This is a genomic window from Rhizobium sp. 01T437 (genome assembly GCF_056398505.1).
On the sequence record NZ_JBFTPM010000025.1, the window covers coordinates 46,690 to 64,988 of the forward strand.

Below are 18,299 nucleotides of genomic sequence, written 5' to 3' on the forward strand. Positions count from 1 at the left end.
CCGAGGTTGTGCCGTGACGCTTCAATGAGCGGCCGGCGAGAGAATTTTACCGACGGGATTCGCCGACCCACCGCGCTGCGGCCGCGGCCGTATCTTCGGGGCGGGTGTTGAACGCGATCGCCGTCTTCGGTGCACCTCGGTGGATCGCGTTGACGACCTTCTCGAAAAACACCAATCTATTAGGTGGGATGCGCAGGCCGCCCCCGATCCCGATACAATCAAAGTCCGCCGTCGCCAGCCGTGCGGCCAATGTTGCAATGCCACTGTCGTCGGGAGCGATCATGCAGATGTCGGCGTCCCAACCGCGCTCGGTCATGGTCGTTTCCGCGGTGTCGATGCCTGCCTGTATTTTTTCAGCATTAAACCCAGGCGGCAGGGAAGGATCGGAAAAGTCGACCGTTTCCGGCTTCTGTCCCACAAACAATACGCGCGTCATGATCATGCTCCTTTGATTGGGTTGGAAGGGTTACCGGCGTCGGCCAGGGTGTCGAGCCGCAGGCAAAGGAAATCACCGATGGCGTTCAGGGACTGCTTGGCCGCGAGAAACTGGCCAAGGGAAGTTTGGAAGACATGCTGCATGCCCTCCCAGACCGAAAGCGTGATCTCCATGCCCCCCGCTTGCGCCCTCTCCGCGTAGCGAATGGCGTCGGAGAGCAGAACCTCGTTATCGCCGACATCGATGCGGACCGGCGGCAGACCGTTGAGTGGGGCGTAGATCGGTGATCCCTTTGGGTTCGTGGCATCCTGACCCTGAAGATACAGGTCGGCGAAGGCTTTAAGCACGCCGTGCGTGAAGATGGGGTCTGCCTCGGCCCGCGTCTCGAAGCTGCCGCCGGTGAGCGCGAGGTCAGTCCACGGCGACATCACTGCTGCGCCGACCGGCTGCACCATGCCCTCGGTCTTCTCGGCGACGATGATCGACAAGAGCGCCAGCGTCAGGCCGCCACCCGCCGAATCGCCTACGACCACGATCCGCTCGGTCCCTTCGGCRACGAGCCCGCGATAGGCGGCGACCGCATCGTCAATCGCGGCCGGAAACGGGTGCTCGGGTGCCAGCCGGTAATCCGGGACGAAGGCATCGGCGCCGACGCGTGCCACGATTTGGCCGACGAAACTGGTAAACGGCTGGGCCGAGCCCAGCACATAGCCGCCACCGTGAAGATACAGGATGGCCGCCCTGGGTCGCGCGTTTGACGCTCGGACCCGGAAGCCAGCAATCCCGCCGACTGTTGCGGACTCGACGCGGACATTTGCCGCAGCAGGTGTTGCGGCAAACATGGCGTCGAACATCGCCCGCGCTTCCGGGCCGAGTTGCTCACCTTTGTGAATTGAGGCGGCCTGTCGCATCGCGGCCACCGCGGGAGCGTCTTCGGCCAGTAGAGGTTGGATCGTCATCATGGCTGGTCTCCTTTGTTCGTGGATGGGGACGCGGGATCAGACGTTCGCCCACTGGGCAGCGGCATCCCGGGCAAAAGCAGCATAGGAGCGCGGGGCGCGACCGAGTAATTTGGTCAGGCGGGCGATTTCGTCAGCGCTCGCCACAGCACCTTCCGTCTGGTACCGGCCAAACATCAGGCGCAGGTCGAGCGCGTGCCAGGCGGGCAGGATGGTTTTCGTGCGCTGTTCCATGACGACGAGATCGTCGCCACCGTAGCGGACGGCGCGGCCGAGGGCAGCGCTCCAGATGCCGGCAATCCCTTCGCCGGTCAGGCTGTCGGGACCAACCAGGGAATAGGTCTCGCGAGCAAGCGGTATCGGGGATTGCTCACGGCGCACCAGCTCGATCGCCGCGGCCTCGCCGATATCGCGGATATCGACCATCGAAACACCTTTCTTGCCGATCGGTGAGGCGTAGACACCAGCCTTCAACAATCCGTCCTTCTGACGAAGATCGTTCTGGATGAAATAGGCGGGACGCAGGACCGTCGCCGGCAGATCGAGTGCTTCGATCATCCGCTCGACCGTGTACTTGCCGGCGAAGTGCGGCACGTCGGCGTAGGCGTCGCCGCCGAAGACCGAGAGATAGACGATGCCCTTGACGCCGGCCTCATGGGCGACCGTCAGGGTCAGCATCGCCTGCGTCAGTTCATCGGCGACGTTGGGGGCGAGCACGAACAGTGTGCTGACGCCTTCGAGTGCTGCGCGCACCGAGTCCGGATCTGCGAGGTCGCCGCGGACCGCTCTGACGCCGCCGGGAAGCTGCGCCGTCTCAGGCGAGCGCGTTAGGGCACGAATGTCGGCGTTGCGGGTTTGAAGATGGGCCAGGACCTGCGATCCGATGGTTCCTGTGCTGCCTGAAACGAGAATGCTCATATCAAATCTCCTTGTGTCGGTGTTTGCGTTGCGTCTGACAAGGGAGAAGATAGCCGTTTCATTCTCGTTTTGGAGATGCCATTATCAGGACTACGTGTCTCGAATATGGAACATGATGATGGATCTTCAGGCTTTGTCCGATTTCGACCTCGTCGCTGCCAATAGCGGGTTCGGCCGCGCTGCCCGCGTCTCTGGACGCTCTAAAGCCACGCTGTCGCGTCGGGTCGCCGAGCTCGAGGAGAGCCTCGGTGTGCGACTGATTGAGCGTGGCTCGCAGACCCTGCGATTGACCGACGAAGGTCGGGCGCTGCATGAGCGCACGCATGGACTGCTAAGCGAAATCGCGGAAGCCGGTGAGGCCGTTGTGCTTGGCGCATCGACGCCGAGAGGCAGGTTGCGGGTCAGCGCCCCTGTCGTCTTCGCCCATGTCGCGCTTCCCAGGATCGCCGCGCGCTTTGCTCTGGCCTATCCGGAGGTCCAGCTCGAAATCGTTGCCGAGGACCGCAAGGTCGATCCTGTCGAGGACGGTTACGATCTGGTCATCCGGATCGACCCGTCGCCGGACGAGCGCCTCGTCGGCCGCCGCTTCCTTCACGATGAACGCCTGATCGTGGGGCCGCCCGGCATGCCACACCCTGTTTCGAGCGTTGACGGCGAGGAAGCTGCCGTGAAGGCAGTTCTGCTTTCCGCGGCAGCACCCGGGACCCTTTGGCGGATCGGCTCTGGAACGCAGGCTGACATGGTCTTGAGGCCGGAGCCGGTTCTGCGCCTTTCGTCGCTGCTGATGGTTCGCGATGCGGTACTCGCGGGTGCCGGTGCAGCGATGCTGCCCAAACTGCTCGTTGCCCACGATATCGAGGCCGGCAGGCTTGCCTATTGGGGTACGCTTGCCGGTCCCTCCGTGGAGATTTGGGCGCTGCAGAGTTCACGCCGCCTGGTCGGCGCCAAGGTGCGGGCATTCCTGGAGGTGGTGGGGAGAGCGTTTCCAGAGAAGGCCTTTGTCGCGCCGTCGGTATGAGCGGCAGAGCTTGCCGCACCTCAATCCTCAACCCGGAGGGCTGCGGAAATGGTTCCGGCCATGTCCCAGATCCCTGTTCGCTTAGCTAGTTTCCGCCCTCGGCGCTCAATTCGTTCAGCGCGGTGCTGCCGGTGGGCTTCCGCAGCCGGAACAATGGCGGTCGCGGCCGCCATTGTCTCGACGATAGACGCCGGGGCCTATATGAAGTTTCGACAATCCATCAATGCATCGGCATGTTTGTCTAAAGCGAGAGGTCGATGACGATCTTGCCAAAGGCGCCACGATTGAGATGGTCGAGCGCTGGCATGAGATCGCACAGAGCGTATCGAGCGTCGATGACCGGTTTGATCTGAAGGTCGTCGACCGCCTTTACAAAATCTTCCTGGGCCCGATGATGTCCGACCGCGAGGCCTTGGATAACAGGTCCCTTGAGAATAAGCGGCCCGACGGACGCCGATATCTGGCCACCCTCGAGAACACCGATCATGGATATTCGCCCGCCGGGGGCCACGGCCGCCAGCGCTTTGTCCAAGTGCGGGCCACCGACAACTTCGAGAACGTGATCAACGCCGCGATCAGACGTAATGGCATAGGCCTTCTCGACCCAGTCCTCGCGGCTGCGGTTGATGCCGAAGTCCGCCAAGACGAGTGCCTTCGCTCGTTCGAGCTTCTCGTCACTGCCGGAAACAAGAATGACGGTCGCACCTTTTGCCTTGGCGATCTGTGCCCCGAACAGTGAGACCCCACCGGTGCCCTCGATCAGAACGATCTGACCCTGATCGATCTGGCCGAGTTCCACCAGTGCATACCAGGCGGTGAGACCCGCGCACGGCAACGTGCTGGCCTCGACGTCAGTGAGCGAGGACGGTCCCTTTGTCAGCCAGGCTGCAGGCATGACCACATATTCGGAAAGCACGCCTTGGTGGTGGCCGCCGAGGGACTCATAGTTTGGCTGACGGGCCGAACCAAGAGCGCGACCATCCGTCCATTCCGGGAAGAAGGTGGACAAAGCTCGGTTTCCAACCGCAAACTCTGTGACCGACTTCCCTGCTGCAACCACAGTCCCCGACATGTCAGACGCCAATGTCAACGGCCACTGGAACGCGCCCATATTTCCCGCGATGACGTCCTGGTCACGATAGTTCAGGGCGACTGCGTTGACTTTGATCAGGACTTCATCGTCTCCGAATGATGGAACCGGCACTTCTTTCAGGTGGAGGTTTTCCCGCCCAAAGCCCGACAGTTCCCATCGCTGCATCAATTCCTGCATTGCTCTCATCCTTTTCAAGTTGATGAAAGGACGGTAGCATGCTCATCTACGCAGCAGTGGAGCCTTTTTCGCTCGACTATGTTGTGCTAGATGCTACAATCACATCATGGCGATTTCCTTGGATGACATTCCCGTCTTCATATCCGCAGTCGACAGCGGTGGCTTTTCTGAAGCCGGGCGACGAATGAACTTGTCGCGCTCGTCGGTCGGAAGAGCGGTTGCGCGCCTGGAAGCAGGCCTGAAAGTCAGGTTGTTCGACCGGACAACCCGCCACCAGAACGTCACGGCGGACGGACAGCTTTTTTACGAACATTGTCAGAGAGCGATTTCCGAACTGCGCTCTGTCGAGGCGGCGTTTGACTCAGGCCTGAAAGCACCCCGTGGAAAGCTCAGAGTGTCGATGCCCGTCCTGTTCGGCCGCATGTGCGTGGCGCCGGTTCTGAGAAAGATCGCAAGGGAAAACATCGAACTCGAGCTTGAGCTAAACTTCAGCGACCGCAAGGTCGATCTTCTGGAAGATGGTTTCGATCTGGCGATCCGAAATGGATCACCAGGAAACGCAACGGGGACCCGGATGCGCCGCATCGGCCAAGAGGAAACGATGCTTTATGCATCGCCGGCCTATATAGAAGCTCATGGGGAGCCAAAGACAGTGTCCGACCTTGTCTCGCACGACACCATCACCTACGGGCGCAGCGGCTTTGTGCAGGCCTGGACCCTGCAGGAAGAAACAATCCAAGCGTTCAATCCGGTCTCGCGCTTTCGCTTCGACGACATCGATGTCATTGCAGACGCAGCAGCTGAAGGTCTTGGGCTGGCGTGGCTACCTTACTGGCTTGTTCGAGATCGCCTCGCAAATGGCGAGCTCGTGCAGGTATTGCGTCACCTACCGTCCCATGTTTCGGGGGTTTGGGCTTTATGGCCCGATGGACCGCACCTGCCCACTCGTATAAGGGCCGCAATTGATGCGCTCGTGCTTGAATTGCCGAAACTCGCATCACCGTCTTGAACCCCAACTGGAGGTCTAAACTCGCTCGCGCAGCAAGGCCGCTAGAAAGTCAGTGACGTATCTGACCCGCGCTTCGACATGCCGTTCCACGAAGACCCGGTCCCCCGCACACCAACTCGGAGCGGATGCAGAAATCGGTCCGCCCTGTCGGAGGGCTTTAAAACGTATCCATGCGAAGATCAGCGACGATGGAATCTCTCGTGGTGGCATTATAGATGGTCCGGACGGGCTCGGCGCCTCTTGACCAGCACGGTTACGTTAGATGCCGGGATTGGCCGCCAGCCCTACAGGCAGCTTCGCGCGACCGTAGTTACCCTAACTTTGCCTTGAGAGCGTTCAATTACCTTTATCTTGAAGGGATCAGAACTGGCGACCCCCCTTTTTGACCACGCGATAACAACGATTTGTCGGTCTTGCGCTCAGGTAATCTCGCCTCCGTCCAAACATCATTCGTTCAGACGATCAACCAAACGCTTCATGAGATCCATTCGTTCATGAAGAATCGCCACGATGAGGGCGGGCGCATCCTCTCGAGGCAGACAAAAGACGTAGTGGTGTTGGCATCGCGCCATTCGTAACGCCGGATAAAGCGCGCTCATATCCTTGAAAGGACCTTTGCCCTCGGCAAGGTTTGCGATACCTCGCTCCAAACCCGAGACGTAGCGGCGTACCTGGGCAGCACCCCATTGCGCGCGCGTGTAGTGGATTACCGAACGTAGATCCGATTCCGCCTCCGCGGTAAGAATGTAGGCCGTCAAGCACGACCCTCGGCAATCTCCTCGTCGAGGATCTCACCTACGGTTTTGGTCGACAGTTTTCCGGCGAGCCCGTCATTGATGCGGGTGTTCATCAACGTCTTCAACTCCTCCCAGGCTCGTTCTCCATCTGTGTCACCGGGAAAGAGGCGCTCAAGTGCATACTGCTTGATTGTCTTGCCCTGCAAAGCGGCCAGCGCCTTTAGGCTTTGATGTTGTTGGTCCGTTATGTCGATCGTCAATCGGCTCATCTAACGTGCTCCTGAACTGAGAAAACCCACATTAACACATATGTGGGTATGTGGCCATCGCCGATACCTCTGATCCGATGTCGCTTGGAGGGATCTGCTATTTCGAAGAAGACGCCGATCCGCCCTATCTACCTCTGCTCGAGCACAACCCCAGACCTGTCGCTAGACGTGTGCCTTGCAGTTGAAGGGATTGGAACCGCCGGCCCCGTTATTTTCGTCTCGGATACCGGATAAGGCCATTGCTGTTGGTTATGGGATGGCCCGCCCTTCCGAGGACATCGAGTATGATGTCGTATTCTTGAAGGGAAGGAGCCAAGCCATAACCAACAGCAATGGTTGATTTTCCTTCGCGTAGAACATTGCCTGTACGCTCATGGCGTCTTCTCCTTGTTGGTCCGGATACCGCCGGACTCGGGAACGAAAAAACCCCGCCATTTCTGACGGGGTTGTCGAAAGAAGCTAAAACCGCTTAGCGGATGTAGAGCTGGAACACAGACCGCGGGTAGTAGTAGCCGTCGCTGTGGCGACGGTAGCCCTTGCGGTAGTCCCGGTAACCGCGATGACCGTTCCAGTAGCCGCGGCGGTCGTGACGACGTTCGTAGCGGTCCCGGTGGTGCCGGTCGCGACGCCAGTCAGGACGGCGATCTTCACGGTACTGGGCCAATTCCACGTCGGACGTCACCTGTGGATGCTGCCCGACAAACGGGGCGGCCGAGGCCATGCCAAAACTCGATGCTGCGATGACTACTGCAACTACAGCAGTACCGATGCGAGAAAAACTATTCATGGTTACGCCTTTCGATTTCCAATGTGGGCGACCATGCTCTTATGGGGATGAACGTTATGTGAACTTGGCATTCATCTTTACACCCGGCTCGGCGAAACGGGCGGGCTGGATTTGGTTGCGGAGGGAGGATTCGACCCTGCGACCTCCAGCTTATGAGGCTGGCGAGCTACCGGGCTGCTCTACTCCGACATGAAGTGATCTGAAATCGGAAAGCCGCCCGGATCGCTCCAGACGGCTTAAATAAAACACGGTTTCCGTGCTTTCCCATTGCGTTTAGCACGGTTTTCGTGCATAACAATCTTACCGAAGCAATCACGCTTCGGGAGGACTGGAGGCTACCATGAGCGTCAAGCTCACCTTCCAAGTCCGGTTCGGCATGGAGACTGACGATCTCCATTAGCCGGTAACTGGGGGCCGGAGGGGTTGCAGCCTCTCCGGTTCCCCAAGGTTATAACAAACCTTCGGAGCCCGTTCAATGTTCGACCTGAAAGCCTTCCGCGCAAGCCTTGACCTAACTCAGCATGAGATGGCTGAGGCGATGGGCATGCCCTTCCGCAGCTACCAGGATATCGAGGCGGGTAAGAGTCCCGTTCGACCTGTTCATGAGGCGGCAGCCAAATACGCCGGGTGGCTGATCCGTCAGCAGGGGCGCCACAAGGGAGCTCGCCCGCTCCATTTCTTCCTCGCACGCTTTCGGGATGAGGAAGGAACATGGACCGCGCCATGGACCGTCTGGGCTGAGGATTTCAATGATGCAGTCGAGCGCTTTTACACACTTGGCAGCATAGACGTATCAAAGGAACTTCAGATCCGGCTTTTGCCCGAAGACGCTTCCAAGACATACGGCCATGCAAAAAAACATGCCGAAGCAGTCCTTGAACACCGTGGTTCAGATTGGCCAGAATGAAAACCTAGCCCGCCTCGGGGAACCGGGCGGGCTGAAAATCTGCGCTCTGTCGCGCTAACGGGTTCACGAGCCTATGTTGCTATCATGCGAGCGCTTAGCGACAATTGGCACTTCTTCGATGTTCGCCAGCATATGCCGCTTTATCAGGAACCGACGAAGGTTTTCCCGTATCGCGGGCAAAGGGAAGATCCCCTGAGCCGCCATGCGACAAGCCTTTTCAAGCACCTCGAATGTAGTATCTCGTTCGTTTTCCGGCCAGTCGTCAAGGATATCGAAGACGTCTTCGAGGCTAGCAAGTTCCTGAATGTATCGCCGTTTTTTCAGGAACAATGGAGCGTCAAACAGGGTGTTCGCCATCGCCATCTCCTTTCTTAAGCGCGTTTGACGGCGCAAAATTTAGGAGCAGAAGCCGAAATTTCAAGGCGGGTTTTAACGCACCAACATGAAGGGTGGGCCACAGGGTTCTCGCTGGTCACGAGCCGTCCCGTTGGCCATCAGACTGTGCTTCGCCAGACCGTATCGTTTCAACGGGAAGCCGTCCGATCTAAGAAATTGAGTAGTTGCGTCGGACTTCTCTTTCGACGCTACCGCGCTACTTAAAACTGATGACTCAGAAAGCACGCGAAGACAAAGCCGATATCACCACCAAGGAATCTCAAGCACTTATCTCAGCCCAAAACCCCGCCCGCGTTGAAAAGACAGCTCGCCTCCGCGAGTTGCGTCTTGCGAGGGAGGCTGAATCAGCGGCCAGCAAGAGCGAGCTCAAGGCAATGGCACCGCGGAAGCGGAAGAAGTCCGCCGCGAAAAGCCCGGAGATCGACGCATGAAAATGAAAAGCCGCCCGGAGGCGGCTGATTCGGCGACCGCTCTGCGCAAATCACCACACTAATCACTAGATACCGTGCAAGGTTTACCTTGGCAACACTACAGATGGCGAATTTTGCGGTGTTTTTCGCTTTTGGAAGCCCCAATGCACAGCCAGATCGTTCCAGAGCGTCGCGAAGGTAGTCCGCGAGGGTGTGCCGGGCACGCTTCGATGTACCTAGCTCGGCGATGGTGCATCCCTCCCCGGGCTACTCTGCTGACGATGTCGTAGTGCCGGCGGCCGAGCAGTTCGCGGCACTCCTGAAGCTTGAACCCGGCGTCAATCTGACGATCGGTGATCGGCTCCCGCGCGCCGCCGCCGTCGACAGGCTCGCGGGAGTAATCAAACGACCCCGCACCAGATCCACCAAGGGATTCCCACAGTCGGCGAAATTTGATCGCGGCCTCGACCTGGTGGGCTCAAGATGGCCCTTTGCCGCCATCATGGCGATCGGGCTTTCCCGTAGACCTTCCGCGTCGTATCCGTCGATCGAGCCTCGATCCGCAGCTTGGGAAGCGCGGTCCATCAGTGCCCATGCAACGGCAACCGCGATGCCAGGCGCCACACCGGAGCGCTTTGCAATCCCTAACCACTTTGGATCTGTCGGCGCACCATGCCATGAGCGGAACCACTCGGTCATGCCGGCCTCCGGCAATACTGGGCGCGCTTCTCGTACCGGCGGTCCATCAGCTCGTTGACGAGGCGATCTGCTTCTGGCGGCGTGATCTTAAGGGCTTGAGCGATACGCTCGACGTCAGGCCCGTACTTGGTGAAGGCTTCGAGGAAGGTCATAGGCGACCCCCCCGGCCTTTAGTCGCATACGCACCAGGGACCTCAGTCCGATAGCCGGAACGAGTGGGCAGGCTGCGAATTTCATCCGCGGTGAACACTCCTGAGGTGACAACATGAGCGACGATCTGTGGGACAAGCCAATCGAATTGATGATCGAAAACTCCAATCATTTCCGGAGCGTCACCAGCACGCGGGATGCAATGGCGTGCCTCATGAACTCTTGGCCCACAAAAGGAGGCAAATCCTTTTCCGCTGCTCGGCGAGCCTGTCTCGCGGCGATCGACGGGAAGGTTGCCAGCAAAAAAGCACAGCTCGCCTTCATTCGCGCGGCTGAGGAAGCCGGCATCCTCAGGCGTTGATCGAACTTGAGCGTCGATTGATGCGGCGCTCTCTGCAAAATCATTATTACTCACTTGATCTGGAACGATGCGAGGCAGCTGGGAATTAACCTTCTTTGAGGCGCAAACAGTTGGAGAGCAGCCATGATGGTACATCGCTGGAACACTCCCCTCGTCCTGGGAGACAGCCGCATGCGCATTGTAGTCGGCTCCCCTGAGGAGGCTATCAACTGGCTCATCCACGAGCCCAACCAGGACACTCCGAAATGGAAGCGCGCATGGAATGCCTGCCGAGACGTCATCGACGGTCGAATCCGGTCTGAAGACGCAAGGAAGGCAGTCGAGTTGGCGGCTGCTCGCGGATAAAGAGCCGTTCATGCCGCCTGCTCCCTCTTGGCTAGCGTCACATACGCCGCCTTGATCTCCTCAAAGCGGGCGATGTCGTATTCCTTGGTTTCGATTTCGTGATCAGGGCGGGGCTTCTTGGAGCCCTTACCGTGGTCGTCTAGCCAGGTCATGGCGGAGGCGAGCCGAAGATCATCATGACAGACTGAAGGAGTGTCACGGCCGCAGTGACAGAGGGAAGGCAATGTAGTGAGCAACGAGGGCCACTCAAGCGCGCCAGGCGCCAATGTGATTGTTGACCACTATTGCGACCACGAAGGGCCGGACGGGTCGAGGTGCCCCAAATGGGGTTGCTACGGTTTTGAGGAGAGCAAGGCGATCACCCTCTGGTATTGTAGCGAGCACCAGCCGCTGAATTACCGGGGCTTGTCGCCGCATGGGGATCAGCGTGCTAATTGAACTTCAGCCCGCCGGATGGCAGCTACCACCCCGTCGTAGGCCGCATCCGCTTAGACGCCACCCGGCCGAGACACCATGACCATGCCCGACATGCCCACCCGTCTCGAAGATGCCGCCGATCGGATCGCCGACATTTACAGGGCTGATCTGCAGATCATGCTGCGCCGCGCCGCGCCGCGTTGCTATTGCGCAACTCCGGATCGATCGCCTTCGACGACGACATGGAAGAGGCTCTTCGGGATCTGTCTGACGAGTTCGGCAAGACGCACAATGATACCGTTCGGCTCATCGTCCGGGAGTGGATGGAGAAGAACACCTATCTGCCGGTGCATGAGTTTGACGAAGATAGCGATGTTGATGGGGAAGCGTGATTGAACCAAGACCGATTTGATCTCTGGATTGGCCCGTGCTTCGCGGGCGGCTTTTGCGCCTACTTCTGGTACTGGTACATCAGGTCCATTATTTTCTACCGCAGGAACGGTTTCGATTTCAGCAAAGATTTCGGACCCAATATCTATTCCTCACGGTACCCTGATGAGCGCTCCCTGGAGTCGCCGAAAGCAAAGTTCTTCTTCGGCATGCCTTTCATGCTGCTGGTGACGTCCTTCTTGACGATGTTCACGATTCTGGGTCTGTTTGGGATTATCGAGTTGCATGAGCTGCGGAGGTAGGATTGTCAATTTTGTCCAGCTCATGGGCCGCGGCGCCTGGACAGTAGGTGCAGGTGGACCGCACAGCCGACTTTAGTGGGGTCAAGGCTTCAATCCCCCGGATGCACGGTCCGCACGATGTAACTCGCGACGAAAACTTAAGTTCCAGCGCGCCTAAAGACATGTCTGAGAATGCCAGGCGGGAGGCGTGCCCTGTCCCATGGCAAGAGCGGAATGTGGCAATGTGGGCTCGCCTCGTGAGTGCGGCATGCCGCAGCACGGATGGTCAGAGACGGCGCGCGAAGCCTCGCGGTTGGATGAAGAACATTACACGAAGTCAAAAACGGCAAACGTCGTTGAAATGGAACTTTCGGTCCACGTCTGCGTTTCACGCGCGGACCGTGCGGCGAACCGTTTCCGTGATGATCCCTTCAAAGCCCTGCGGTTCGTTTGCGCGGTCCACCTCGTCGGGAACTTCTCGCCCTTTTTTCCGTTACAGCAACTCGGCACGCTTTTTGAAGGACACTAAACATGCCGGTTTTTTACTTCCATGTTCGAAATGGCGAAAGCATCGAGGAAGATCCAGAGGGGATTGATCTCCCTACAATTGAGAAGGCGGAAGAGGAAGCTATTCTCGGTGCGAGGGAAATTCTGGCGGAAAGGCTGCTGTCTGGCGATGTCATCGACGGTCAGTCTTTCCTCATCACTTCTGAAGATGGTCGCGTTGTTCGCGAGGTCCCGTTCAAATCGGTCTTGAAGTTCGCCTAGCGCCGATCGAATTGACCAGCGATTTGGCTTATTTTAGGCGCCTCGCCAAGGGAAGGCTGAAAGAGCGTTGGAAGAACGCGGCCTGCGGATCGAGATCAAGGCTGTGACAACACGCCGAAGCAAACATCTATCGAACGAATAGAGAAGAGATCGGGAGCAAATTTCTCAAGGACGGATTTGCCAGGACCTGGACTCCGCACCATAAAAACGATTGGTGCACTGGCTAGCCTCCTCAATCACGCTCGGCAGCCTTCATCTCGAACAGAATGAGTTTCTGTCCTGCCGTTTCAACTGACAGGATATTGTCGAGTGGAGGCGCGTTCGTTTCGAATTCTATGACTGGCTTGTCCATGTGGCGGCTAAGCTCATCATAGAGAAGTTCATGGGATTGCTTGGCAAGAAGGACCATGCTCACCGCCTCACACATCGCCCGGCGTCCTCGTTGACTGTCCACGGGGGTACGATGGGCGGAAGACCATTTCTGAACGACTGCTGTGATCTGATCGATTTCATCGTCCTGCAACGAAAGCAGATGGAGTAGAGACATCGCCGGCACCTAATGTTGCGGCAAGAGCACCCGTGGTCTCCCAAGCGGCCTCTACCGTTGTACTTCCGGGCCGACGATAAGACCTTACTCCTTTATGCGTGTAGAGTCCTACTTAATTCAATCAAAAGATGGTGCGCCTTGGTGAACAAAAAGCTTTGCCGCTGGAATGGCGGTTTCGTCTCTTTGGTGCGCCAGCGGTTGACGCCACATCAGGGGGTCGAGCCAGGGGGACGGGAAGCTATGCGGATGGTCGAGGAGTATTACCATCGCTTGATGAGGCATAACGGGATGCGGGGAAGCAGGGATGATCGGCCCTAATGGCTAATTGATCTTCAATCATCTGGTGCTGAGATTGGATATAGTCGCGCTTGACGCGATGATTTCATGGATCCAATGGCTACCGAAAGCGCAATGTGGTGCGTTATTGCAACAGCACGTGTTGTTCGCACAGCGTCAGACTTTAGTCCGCTTGATGACAGGAAGGCCCCCTCTAGTTCTACCAACTCTTCTCAGCTCGACATGTGCGTCGGGCCAATCAGCTACTGGAGCGTCATGCCAATTATTGAATCGGATCGGATATTATTTAAACGGGTGTGGGAGGTCGGCGCCAAAGTGGTGAGAGAAAATCGCATTTCTGCGCTGATCGACGTCACGCTCAATACCCCTACGCTACAACAGTACCAGGACAGCCATGGGCCGCGGATGACTAATATGATCAAAGTCGTTCAGCTTGGGATCTCGCAACTTCGCGGCAGCAAGGCACCCGCAGAATCCGAACCGGCGCAGACGCCCACTCCATCCTCCCGCGACCCCCTGAAACGCGCTAGCTAGAAAAAGCGCGGCCGGCGCCTGCGGCAGTAGCACTTAATGCCAGCGTGAAGTGGCTGCTCAGCTAATCTTCAGCCAATGTCGGATGGCAGCAACCGCACCGTCTCCGATATAGGCAACGATACCGCCGATCGTCAGGCCGGCGAAGGCTATGAGGCCGGAGATCCCTACCCCGAGCGTCTTCATCCGCTTCCACTCCTCGAGCGCGGGCTGAACTGAAGCATGATTGCGATCCACGGTTTCCTTGAGGGCTTTGATCTCCTCGCGGATTTGGGCATCGACACCGCCGCTTATTGCGACCGTGGTATCGAGGTGGGCGATCTGCTTCGCCTGATTATCGAGTCTGGAATGGATGACAGTCCTGCTTTCGTGGGCGTTTTGCTTCTCTTCCTGGAAGTCCTTCCGTATCCGCTTCACCCCCTCCTCGACGCGGCCGAGCGCGCAGAATATCGCCATTTGAAGTCATCAGCCGTCGGCCCTTTCGATTCGAATGCAATTGCAGTCGCGCCCTGCCCCGGCATTCGGATAGCGAAAAGCCCCCGGCGGAGCGGCCCGAGGAACATTCTCTTTACTTCATGGTTTAATATCTTGGATCGTGCGGTAAAGACGCGCCCCGTCTCTGCTGTGCCCAGCAGGCGCCGTACGGTCCACGTCCTGTTGTCCCGACTGCCCGCTTCGGCGGGCTTCTTTTTGGTCTGAAGTAGCGACATCACCCATCTATGCCCCTGCCTTTGAAGCCTTGGTAATCAGGGCCGAGGTCCATCGGGTCACAAGTGGGATCTGCTCAGCAATTGAACCGAGCGGTTTAGAACATAAAACCCTACTCTCGGTGGCTTGATGAACGGGCCGGCCTGGCCAACTCGCCGACTGACCTAACACGGAGACGGCTGTCCTGCTTTGATCGGTGTTCGTTCCACGCACGTGGCGCTCGGCCATGATTTAGAAATCGCTACTTTATAAACGCTTGAAAATTCACTGTATGTTCATGATGACTCCAAAATAATACTTCAGTATATTCGAAATGTTTTTCATCACAAAAATAATATTTCCGTCGATTTCAGTCGATTAATTTTTGGGCTCCGATAATGAATTTCTTCATTGGCATTCCGATAATCACAACAATATAGACGCTAATCGATAGAGATATTAATATATCAACGGATATCTGGAAAACGTGCTATGATAGAATTTACCGGCAGTGAATTTGATTTGCAGTCGGCCCTCCGGGGCAATGGCCGCGAATAACAGCGTCTCGGCCAGGCGCGGATAGCGAAAGATCGGCGGCTTATATGACGATGAAATTTGGAAAAAACGATCTGAAGTTTGCAAGGCTCCGTGCCGTCAGGGCTGAGCAGCGCATCATCGGCCAGGAAATCGTCGTCAAGAGGCTGCAGCTGACCGGTAGGTCGCTGGATGTGCAAAATGCGCTGCTGGGAAGACTCTACGACCGAAAGAGACGAGTCATTTACCACCTGAACCGTCTGGAGGACTTCCTCAATGTGACATCACACTCCGAGTGACGTCGTGATCTGAGGACAATAGTCGTGCGGCGGATCGGCCAAACTTGCTGGAGGCTAGGATGCAGCTGCGGAAAATGAACGACGACGATTGCATCAAATTTCTCGCGACCCAGGTGTTTGGCCATCTCGGATGCAATGGTGAGTAGTACCCCTATATCGTGCCTATTCATTACGCCTCTGAAGGGCGCCGGCTATTCATGTTTTCCATGCCTGGCCTGAAGATCGACCGACTTCGGGCAAGCCCCTTTGCCAGCCTGCACGTCGGAGAGCTGGGCCAGGACAGACGATGGAAAAGCGTCCTCGCTCATGGTCGTTTTGAGGAATTGACGGATACTCCCGAGCGGCGGAGCGAACGCATCCATGCATGGTCTCTGCTGGAAAAACGGACCCTCTGGTGGGAGCCCGGGTCTTTTAATCTCGGCCTTGATACGGACGAACGTCCGGAGAGCCCGATCTTCTTCAGTCTTTCGATCGAAGCGCTTTCGGGACGACAGGCGATTTGACGGCCATCTGGCACTTAACTTTGGACTGCTTTTCTCCGCACTTTCGCGGATATCTTTTTGCACGTCGCTACCGCAGTATAACTGCGCGCCGAGCATGGGTGGTTACCACGGCGTAGGCATCGCGCCTCGGCCAGATGCACATTGGCCGGGAGCGTGATCGTCTTCGTGATCACGCTTGCTGCATCGTGGTTGCCGCGGAGCAGATAGACGGGAATACCCGCTCGCTGGAGCTTCCCCATTTCACGATTGAAGAACAAGCCGATCTTGTTGTCCTTCCAGTCTCCGTCGTAGATGTCTCCCGCGATGATCATGAAGTCGATCGAAAGTTCGATCGCGCGACTGACCAGAACCGAGAATGCTTCTCTGGTTGCCTTCGCGAAAATCGCAGCAAGCTGCTCGTCCTTGACGGAGAGCCCGCGAAAAGGACTACCCAAGTGGAGATCAGCCGCGTGAATGAACTTGAATGACGTCACGAAATCTCTTCGGGTCGAGAATCCAAACAGCAACCTATCCCGATGCTCTCTCGGTGGCAGCGCGTTGCAGGGGTTATCCACTGCTTTAGATGTCGGTCCCAACCTGAGGAAACCCGCACTGCCCCTAAACGCAGGGCCGGTCATGCTCTTACTTTTTGCCCGCGCGAAGCGGGCTTTCACGACCGCCTCTCCCCTTTGAAGCACCTGAACAGCGACTTCCGAGCGAACATATTGTAGGCGAACGGGATCTGGCGCTGGTATGGTTCAAGTGCCTGTGATCTTGCACCGAATAAGTTTGACGCTCTGCGTGTTTTGGCAGATAAACAAAGAGCTTCTGTGGTCAAATGTCATTTGACCTCATAAAACTAGATAGCTCGCCGGGCCTTCACCCCCGACGAGCTATTTTGGTTTGAGGGCCTTTAGCGTGGGGGCTCTTTTCTTTTTCGCAGCCGATCATAGATCTGTACTGTAGCCCAAATCGCTGCCGGTATTGACATCAATACCGGTAGAGCGACAGCGATTGCTTCTGTCGTCAAATGTCATCCTTTCGATCTTTTGCAGTTACAACCAATCTCTGAGCAGGTCCTTCACCACACTGAGCAGAGCACTAGCAAAGGTCACATCACGTGATTTTCGCCTTCGCTAAGTAAGATGGTGCGCCAATATTGCGAAAGATCAAGGTCCTCCTGGACGGAAATAAGACATGACTGGCATTCCGGCATCGCTACACAAAAAAGTGCGCGTAACCTGGCCATTTAACCTCCGATGAATATTCATCACTATGGCAATGCCTCAATGCGCCCGGTATTATTCGCCGCCTGTTGTTCGGAGAGCCTGCTGGGCAGCACCGTGTAGAGATTGACGAACAACGGCTTCAATTATCTCCCTGTTTCTCGTAGATTTTCTGCTCCTCCGTGACCCGGAGGCAATAGGGAACCTTGATGACTCAGGTGCGGTCAATGAAGGTCTCACTGTTCTTGTTGGCCTTGAAAGTCTGCCATTCCGCTTCAGTCGAAATGGGCAGGGATGGATCGTTCTGCGAATAGTGCTCGAGCTTGCGGATATCGACCTTACTGACCAGCGATGAGACGTCCTGGTTGTTCTCGTCACCCGGTTCGGTCTTGGCGATCGCGATTTGGCGAAGGCGGGACGGCTGGATTTTCACGACGCGGAAGCGAGAGATATCGCCGTCGAACTCGTCGAGGAGCTTCAGGCACCATGGGCTCATCAGGCCACTGAGGCGACGGGTAGGGATACCGTATTCTTCGAGCAGCAACGGCCCCATGGCCAGAGGATCGAAGAGATTGAGGGGGCTTTCGAAGACCGGGCTCAAGTCGTCGCCGGCCTTCAGCACATAAATGGGATTGACCTCCATGAGCTGCTTCAGGCGCTCCGCAAGCGAAGACTTGCCACCGCCGACGGGACCGAGCAGGTAGAGGATCTGCTTACGCTCTTCCAGGCCCTGGGCTGCATGCCGGAAGAAGGACACGATCCGCTCGATCGTCTCTTCCATACCGAAAAATCCCGCAAAGGCCGGATAGGTTCGGATCGTCCTGTTCATGAAGACCCGCCCGAGCCGCGGATCCTTGGCTGTATCGATGATGTCGCGGTCAGGCGACGGCCTATCGGTAAGACAAAGTCACACCAGACTCACCTGCCCGGCCGCACCAACGATCGTGCGATATCGATGATGTCGTCGCGCGAGGCGGTCGGATCTTCCCTGTTCCAAGCGACACCGAGCCCGATCTTGAAGTCGACGCCTTTGACTTTCTTCAGCTCAAAGCCGCGGTTCGGCAGATCCTGCGTCCATTCCGGCACGAAGCCGATGCCAAGACCGGCGGAGACGAGCGACACCAGCGAGAAGGTGTCGTCGCAGGTATAGGCGACATTGTCGGTCAGAT

The 18,299-nt window shown here is 57.3% G+C and carries 21 protein-coding genes, 1 tRNA gene and 6 pseudogenes; 11 read left to right on the forward strand and 17 right to left on the reverse strand.

What is annotated here, in order from left to right; all coding sequences use genetic code 11:
• Nucleotides 1-46: 46 nt before the first annotated feature.
• Genes AC1DM5_RS31785 through AC1DM5_RS31795 form a run of 3 tightly spaced genes read right to left on the reverse strand, consistent with a single transcriptional unit; the run spans nucleotide 47 to nucleotide 2,313 of the window.
• Nucleotides 47-436 carry a hypothetical protein gene (locus AC1DM5_RS31785; protein ID WP_477822741.1) on the reverse strand — a complete coding sequence of 130 codons (390 nt, stop codon included), beginning with the start codon at nucleotides 434-436 and terminating at the stop codon, nucleotides 47-49.
• Between the two features lie 2 nt (nucleotides 437-438).
• Nucleotides 439-1,398, reverse strand: a complete 960-nt coding sequence (locus AC1DM5_RS31790; protein ID WP_477822742.1) for an alpha/beta hydrolase — start codon at nucleotides 1,396-1,398, stop codon at nucleotides 439-441.
• A 36-nt stretch (nucleotides 1,399-1,434) separates the two neighbouring features.
• A complete protein-coding gene (locus tag AC1DM5_RS31795) occupies nucleotides 1,435-2,313 on the reverse strand; it encodes an NmrA/HSCARG family protein (RefSeq protein ID WP_477822743.1) in 879 nt (292 codons plus the stop codon).
• Nucleotides 2,314-2,431: 118 nt separating this feature from the next.
• Here AC1DM5_RS31795 and AC1DM5_RS31800 point away from each other — a divergent pair, with 118 nt between their 5' ends.
• Nucleotides 2,432-3,331 (forward strand): LysR family transcriptional regulator, encoded by a 900-nt coding sequence (locus tag AC1DM5_RS31800; RefSeq protein WP_477822761.1) that lies wholly within the window; start codon nucleotides 2,432-2,434, stop codon nucleotides 3,329-3,331.
• A 241-nt stretch (nucleotides 3,332-3,572) separates the two neighbouring features.
• Here AC1DM5_RS31800 and AC1DM5_RS31805 read toward each other — a convergent pair whose 3' ends face one another.
• Nucleotides 3,573-4,601, reverse strand: coding sequence for a zinc-dependent alcohol dehydrogenase family protein (locus AC1DM5_RS31805; protein WP_477822744.1), 1,029 nt, complete (start codon nucleotides 4,599-4,601; stop codon nucleotides 3,573-3,575).
• A 106-nt stretch (nucleotides 4,602-4,707) separates the two neighbouring features.
• Between AC1DM5_RS31805 and AC1DM5_RS31810 the strand changes: the two genes are divergently transcribed.
• On the forward strand, nucleotides 4,708-5,610 hold the full coding sequence (locus AC1DM5_RS31810; RefSeq protein WP_477822745.1) for a LysR family transcriptional regulator: 903 nt from the start codon (nucleotides 4,708-4,710) through the stop codon (nucleotides 5,608-5,610).
• Between the two features lie 446 nt (nucleotides 5,611-6,056).
• On the opposite strand, the gene AC1DM5_RS31815 is transcribed toward AC1DM5_RS31810, so the two are convergent.
• The 4 genes from AC1DM5_RS31815 to AC1DM5_RS31830 all read right to left on the reverse strand — a co-directional run bounded on the left by AC1DM5_RS31815 (nucleotide 6,057) and on the right by AC1DM5_RS31830 (nucleotide 7,593).
• Nucleotides 6,057-6,368 (reverse strand): type II toxin-antitoxin system RelE/ParE family toxin, encoded by a 312-nt coding sequence (locus AC1DM5_RS31815; protein WP_477822746.1) that lies wholly within the window; start codon nucleotides 6,366-6,368, stop codon nucleotides 6,057-6,059.
• The gene (locus tag AC1DM5_RS31820) at nucleotides 6,365-6,616 is read right to left on the reverse strand and encodes an antitoxin (protein ID WP_104825847.1); all 252 of its coding nucleotides are present in this window, start codon (nucleotides 6,614-6,616) and stop codon (nucleotides 6,365-6,367) included. The genes AC1DM5_RS31815 and AC1DM5_RS31820 overlap by 4 nt, the downstream gene beginning before the upstream one ends.
• Nucleotides 6,617-7,085: 469 nt before the next feature.
• Nucleotides 7,086-7,403 carry a hypothetical protein gene (locus AC1DM5_RS31825; protein WP_477822747.1) on the reverse strand — a complete coding sequence of 106 codons (318 nt, stop codon included), beginning with the start codon at nucleotides 7,401-7,403 and terminating at the stop codon, nucleotides 7,086-7,088.
• Between the two features lie 112 nt (nucleotides 7,404-7,515).
• Nucleotides 7,516-7,593, reverse strand: a tRNA-Met gene (locus AC1DM5_RS31830).
• A 285-nt stretch (nucleotides 7,594-7,878) separates the two neighbouring features.
• On the opposite strand from AC1DM5_RS31830, the gene AC1DM5_RS31835 reads away from it, so the two are divergent.
• Nucleotides 7,879-8,310, forward strand: a complete 432-nt coding sequence (locus AC1DM5_RS31835) for a helix-turn-helix domain-containing protein (protein ID WP_477822748.1) — start codon at nucleotides 7,879-7,881, stop codon at nucleotides 8,308-8,310.
• A gap of 63 nt (nucleotides 8,311-8,373) precedes the next feature.
• On the opposite strand, the gene AC1DM5_RS31840 is transcribed toward AC1DM5_RS31835, so the two are convergent.
• Complete coding sequence (locus AC1DM5_RS31840) at nucleotides 8,374-8,667, reverse strand: DUF982 domain-containing protein (protein WP_477822749.1); 294 nt, start codon at nucleotides 8,665-8,667, stop codon at nucleotides 8,374-8,376.
• Nucleotides 8,668-9,811: 1,144 nt separating this feature from the next.
• Entirely contained in the window at nucleotides 9,812-9,967 is a 156-nt protein-coding gene (locus AC1DM5_RS31845; protein ID WP_477822750.1) for a hypothetical protein, read from the reverse strand.
• Nucleotides 9,968-10,080: 113 nt separating this feature from the next.
• On the opposite strand from AC1DM5_RS31845, the gene AC1DM5_RS31850 reads away from it, so the two are divergent.
• Nucleotides 10,081-10,326: a DUF982 domain-containing protein gene (locus AC1DM5_RS31850; RefSeq protein ID WP_477822751.1), complete on the forward strand. Its 246-nt coding sequence runs from the start codon at nucleotides 10,081-10,083 to the stop codon at nucleotides 10,324-10,326.
• Nucleotides 10,327-10,497: 171 nt separating this feature from the next.
• Nucleotides 10,498-10,671 carry a DUF982 domain-containing protein gene (locus AC1DM5_RS31855; RefSeq protein WP_113207628.1) on the forward strand — a complete coding sequence of 58 codons (174 nt, stop codon included), beginning with the start codon at nucleotides 10,498-10,500 and terminating at the stop codon, nucleotides 10,669-10,671.
• A gap of 8 nt (nucleotides 10,672-10,679) precedes the next feature.
• On the opposite strand, the gene AC1DM5_RS31860 is transcribed toward AC1DM5_RS31855, so the two are convergent.
• The gene (locus AC1DM5_RS31860) at nucleotides 10,680-10,823 is read right to left on the reverse strand and encodes a hypothetical protein (protein ID WP_477822753.1); all 144 of its coding nucleotides are present in this window, start codon (nucleotides 10,821-10,823) and stop codon (nucleotides 10,680-10,682) included.
• Nucleotides 10,824-11,184: 361 nt separating this feature from the next.
• Here AC1DM5_RS31860 and AC1DM5_RS31865 point away from each other — a divergent pair.
• The 4 genes and pseudogenes from AC1DM5_RS31865 (at nucleotide 11,185) to AC1DM5_RS31880 (ending at nucleotide 12,527) form a co-directional block, all read left to right on the forward strand.
• A pseudogene (locus AC1DM5_RS31865) lies at nucleotides 11,185-11,480 on the forward strand (CopG family transcriptional regulator).
• Nucleotides 11,481-11,780 carry a hypothetical protein gene (locus AC1DM5_RS31870; protein ID WP_477822754.1) on the forward strand — a complete coding sequence of 100 codons (300 nt, stop codon included), beginning with the start codon at nucleotides 11,481-11,483 and terminating at the stop codon, nucleotides 11,778-11,780.
• 199 nt (nucleotides 11,781-11,979) lie between these two features.
• Complete coding sequence (locus AC1DM5_RS31875; protein WP_477822755.1) at nucleotides 11,980-12,288, forward strand: hypothetical protein; 309 nt, start codon at nucleotides 11,980-11,982, stop codon at nucleotides 12,286-12,288.
• A gap of 2 nt (nucleotides 12,289-12,290) precedes the next feature.
• The gene (locus AC1DM5_RS31880) at nucleotides 12,291-12,527 is read left to right on the forward strand and encodes a DUF6894 family protein (protein ID WP_477822756.1); all 237 of its coding nucleotides are present in this window, start codon (nucleotides 12,291-12,293) and stop codon (nucleotides 12,525-12,527) included.
• A 232-nt stretch (nucleotides 12,528-12,759) separates the two neighbouring features.
• Here the strand turns inward: AC1DM5_RS31880 and AC1DM5_RS31885 are convergent, their stop codons facing one another.
• Together AC1DM5_RS31885 and AC1DM5_RS31890 are read right to left on the reverse strand one after the other, a co-directional pair.
• Complete coding sequence (locus tag AC1DM5_RS31885; protein WP_477976575.1) at nucleotides 12,760-12,936, reverse strand: hypothetical protein; 177 nt, start codon at nucleotides 12,934-12,936, stop codon at nucleotides 12,760-12,762.
• A 1,026-nt stretch (nucleotides 12,937-13,962) separates the two neighbouring features.
• Nucleotides 13,963-14,368 (reverse strand): annotated as a pseudogene (locus AC1DM5_RS31890) (DUF1515 domain-containing protein).
• Between the two features lie 823 nt (nucleotides 14,369-15,191).
• On the opposite strand from AC1DM5_RS31890, the gene AC1DM5_RS31895 reads away from it, so the two are divergent.
• Together AC1DM5_RS31895 and AC1DM5_RS31900 are read left to right on the forward strand one after the other, a co-directional pair.
• Nucleotides 15,192-15,422, forward strand: coding sequence for a hypothetical protein (locus AC1DM5_RS31895; RefSeq protein ID WP_477822758.1), 231 nt, complete (start codon nucleotides 15,192-15,194; stop codon nucleotides 15,420-15,422).
• A 59-nt stretch (nucleotides 15,423-15,481) separates the two neighbouring features.
• Nucleotides 15,482-15,925, forward strand: a pseudogene (locus AC1DM5_RS31900) (pyridoxamine 5'-phosphate oxidase family protein).
• 134 nt (nucleotides 15,926-16,059) lie between these two features.
• Here the strand turns inward: AC1DM5_RS31900 and AC1DM5_RS31905 are convergent.
• From AC1DM5_RS31905 to AC1DM5_RS31920, 4 genes and pseudogenes are all read right to left on the reverse strand, one after another.
• Nucleotides 16,060-16,398 (reverse strand): annotated as a pseudogene (locus AC1DM5_RS31905) (metallophosphoesterase family protein); the annotation flags it as partial.
• 874 nt (nucleotides 16,399-17,272) lie between these two features.
• Nucleotides 17,273-17,344, reverse strand: a pseudogene (locus tag AC1DM5_RS31910) (hypothetical protein); the annotation flags it as partial.
• 3 nt (nucleotides 17,345-17,347) lie between these two features.
• Nucleotides 17,348-18,001, reverse strand: a pseudogene (locus AC1DM5_RS31915) (PrkA family serine protein kinase); the annotation flags it as partial.
• Between the two features lie 47 nt (nucleotides 18,002-18,048).
• Nucleotides 18,049-18,299, reverse strand: a 251-nt coding sequence (locus AC1DM5_RS31920) for a LysR substrate-binding domain-containing protein (RefSeq protein WP_477976577.1), incomplete at its 5' end; no start/stop codon positions are given.

What these genes read in the sequence shown, in the direction of transcription:
- AC1DM5_RS31785 (WP_477822741.1), bottom strand. Translation starts at nt 436, where the DNA reads ATGACGCGCGTATTGTTTGTGGGACAGAAGCCGGAAACGGTCGACTTT.
- AC1DM5_RS31795 (WP_477822743.1), bottom strand. Translation starts at nt 2,313, where the DNA reads ATGAGCATTCTCGTTTCAGGCAGCACAGGAACCATCGGATCGCAGGTC.
- AC1DM5_RS31800 (WP_477822761.1), top strand. Translation starts at nt 2,432, where the DNA reads ATGGATCTTCAGGCTTTGTCCGATTTCGACCTCGTCGCTGCCAATAGC.
- AC1DM5_RS31805 (WP_477822744.1), bottom strand. Translation starts at nt 4,601, where the DNA reads ATGCAGGAATTGATGCAGCGATGGGAACTGTCGGGCTTTGGGCGGGAA.
- AC1DM5_RS31810 (WP_477822745.1), top strand. Translation starts at nt 4,708, where the DNA reads ATGGCGATTTCCTTGGATGACATTCCCGTCTTCATATCCGCAGTCGAC.
- AC1DM5_RS31820 (WP_104825847.1), bottom strand. Translation starts at nt 6,616, where the DNA reads ATGAGCCGATTGACGATCGACATAACGGACCAACAACATCAAAGCCTA.
- AC1DM5_RS31825 (WP_477822747.1), bottom strand. Translation starts at nt 7,403, where the DNA reads ATGAATAGTTTTTCTCGCATCGGTACTGCTGTAGTTGCAGTAGTCATC.
- AC1DM5_RS31835 (WP_477822748.1), top strand. Translation starts at nt 7,879, where the DNA reads ATGTTCGACCTGAAAGCCTTCCGCGCAAGCCTTGACCTAACTCAGCAT.
- AC1DM5_RS31840 (WP_477822749.1), bottom strand. Translation starts at nt 8,667, where the DNA reads ATGGCGAACACCCTGTTTGACGCTCCATTGTTCCTGAAAAAACGGCGA.
- AC1DM5_RS31845 (WP_477822750.1), bottom strand. Translation starts at nt 9,967, where the DNA reads ATGACCTTCCTCGAAGCCTTCACCAAGTACGGGCCTGACGTCGAGCGT.
- AC1DM5_RS31850 (WP_477822751.1), top strand. Translation starts at nt 10,081, where the DNA reads ATGAGCGACGATCTGTGGGACAAGCCAATCGAATTGATGATCGAAAAC.
- AC1DM5_RS31855 (WP_113207628.1), top strand. Translation starts at nt 10,498, where the DNA reads ATGCGCATTGTAGTCGGCTCCCCTGAGGAGGCTATCAACTGGCTCATC.
- AC1DM5_RS31860 (WP_477822753.1), bottom strand. Translation starts at nt 10,823, where the DNA reads ATGACCTGGCTAGACGACCACGGTAAGGGCTCCAAGAAGCCCCGCCCT.
- AC1DM5_RS31875 (WP_477822755.1), top strand. Translation starts at nt 11,980, where the DNA reads ATGGCAAGAGCGGAATGTGGCAATGTGGGCTCGCCTCGTGAGTGCGGC.
- AC1DM5_RS31880 (WP_477822756.1), top strand. Translation starts at nt 12,291, where the DNA reads ATGCCGGTTTTTTACTTCCATGTTCGAAATGGCGAAAGCATCGAGGAA.
- AC1DM5_RS31885 (WP_477976575.1), bottom strand. Translation starts at nt 12,936, where the DNA reads ATGGTCCTTCTTGCCAAGCAATCCCATGAACTTCTCTATGATGAGCTT.
- AC1DM5_RS31895 (WP_477822758.1), top strand. Translation starts at nt 15,192, where the DNA reads ATGACGATGAAATTTGGAAAAAACGATCTGAAGTTTGCAAGGCTCCGT.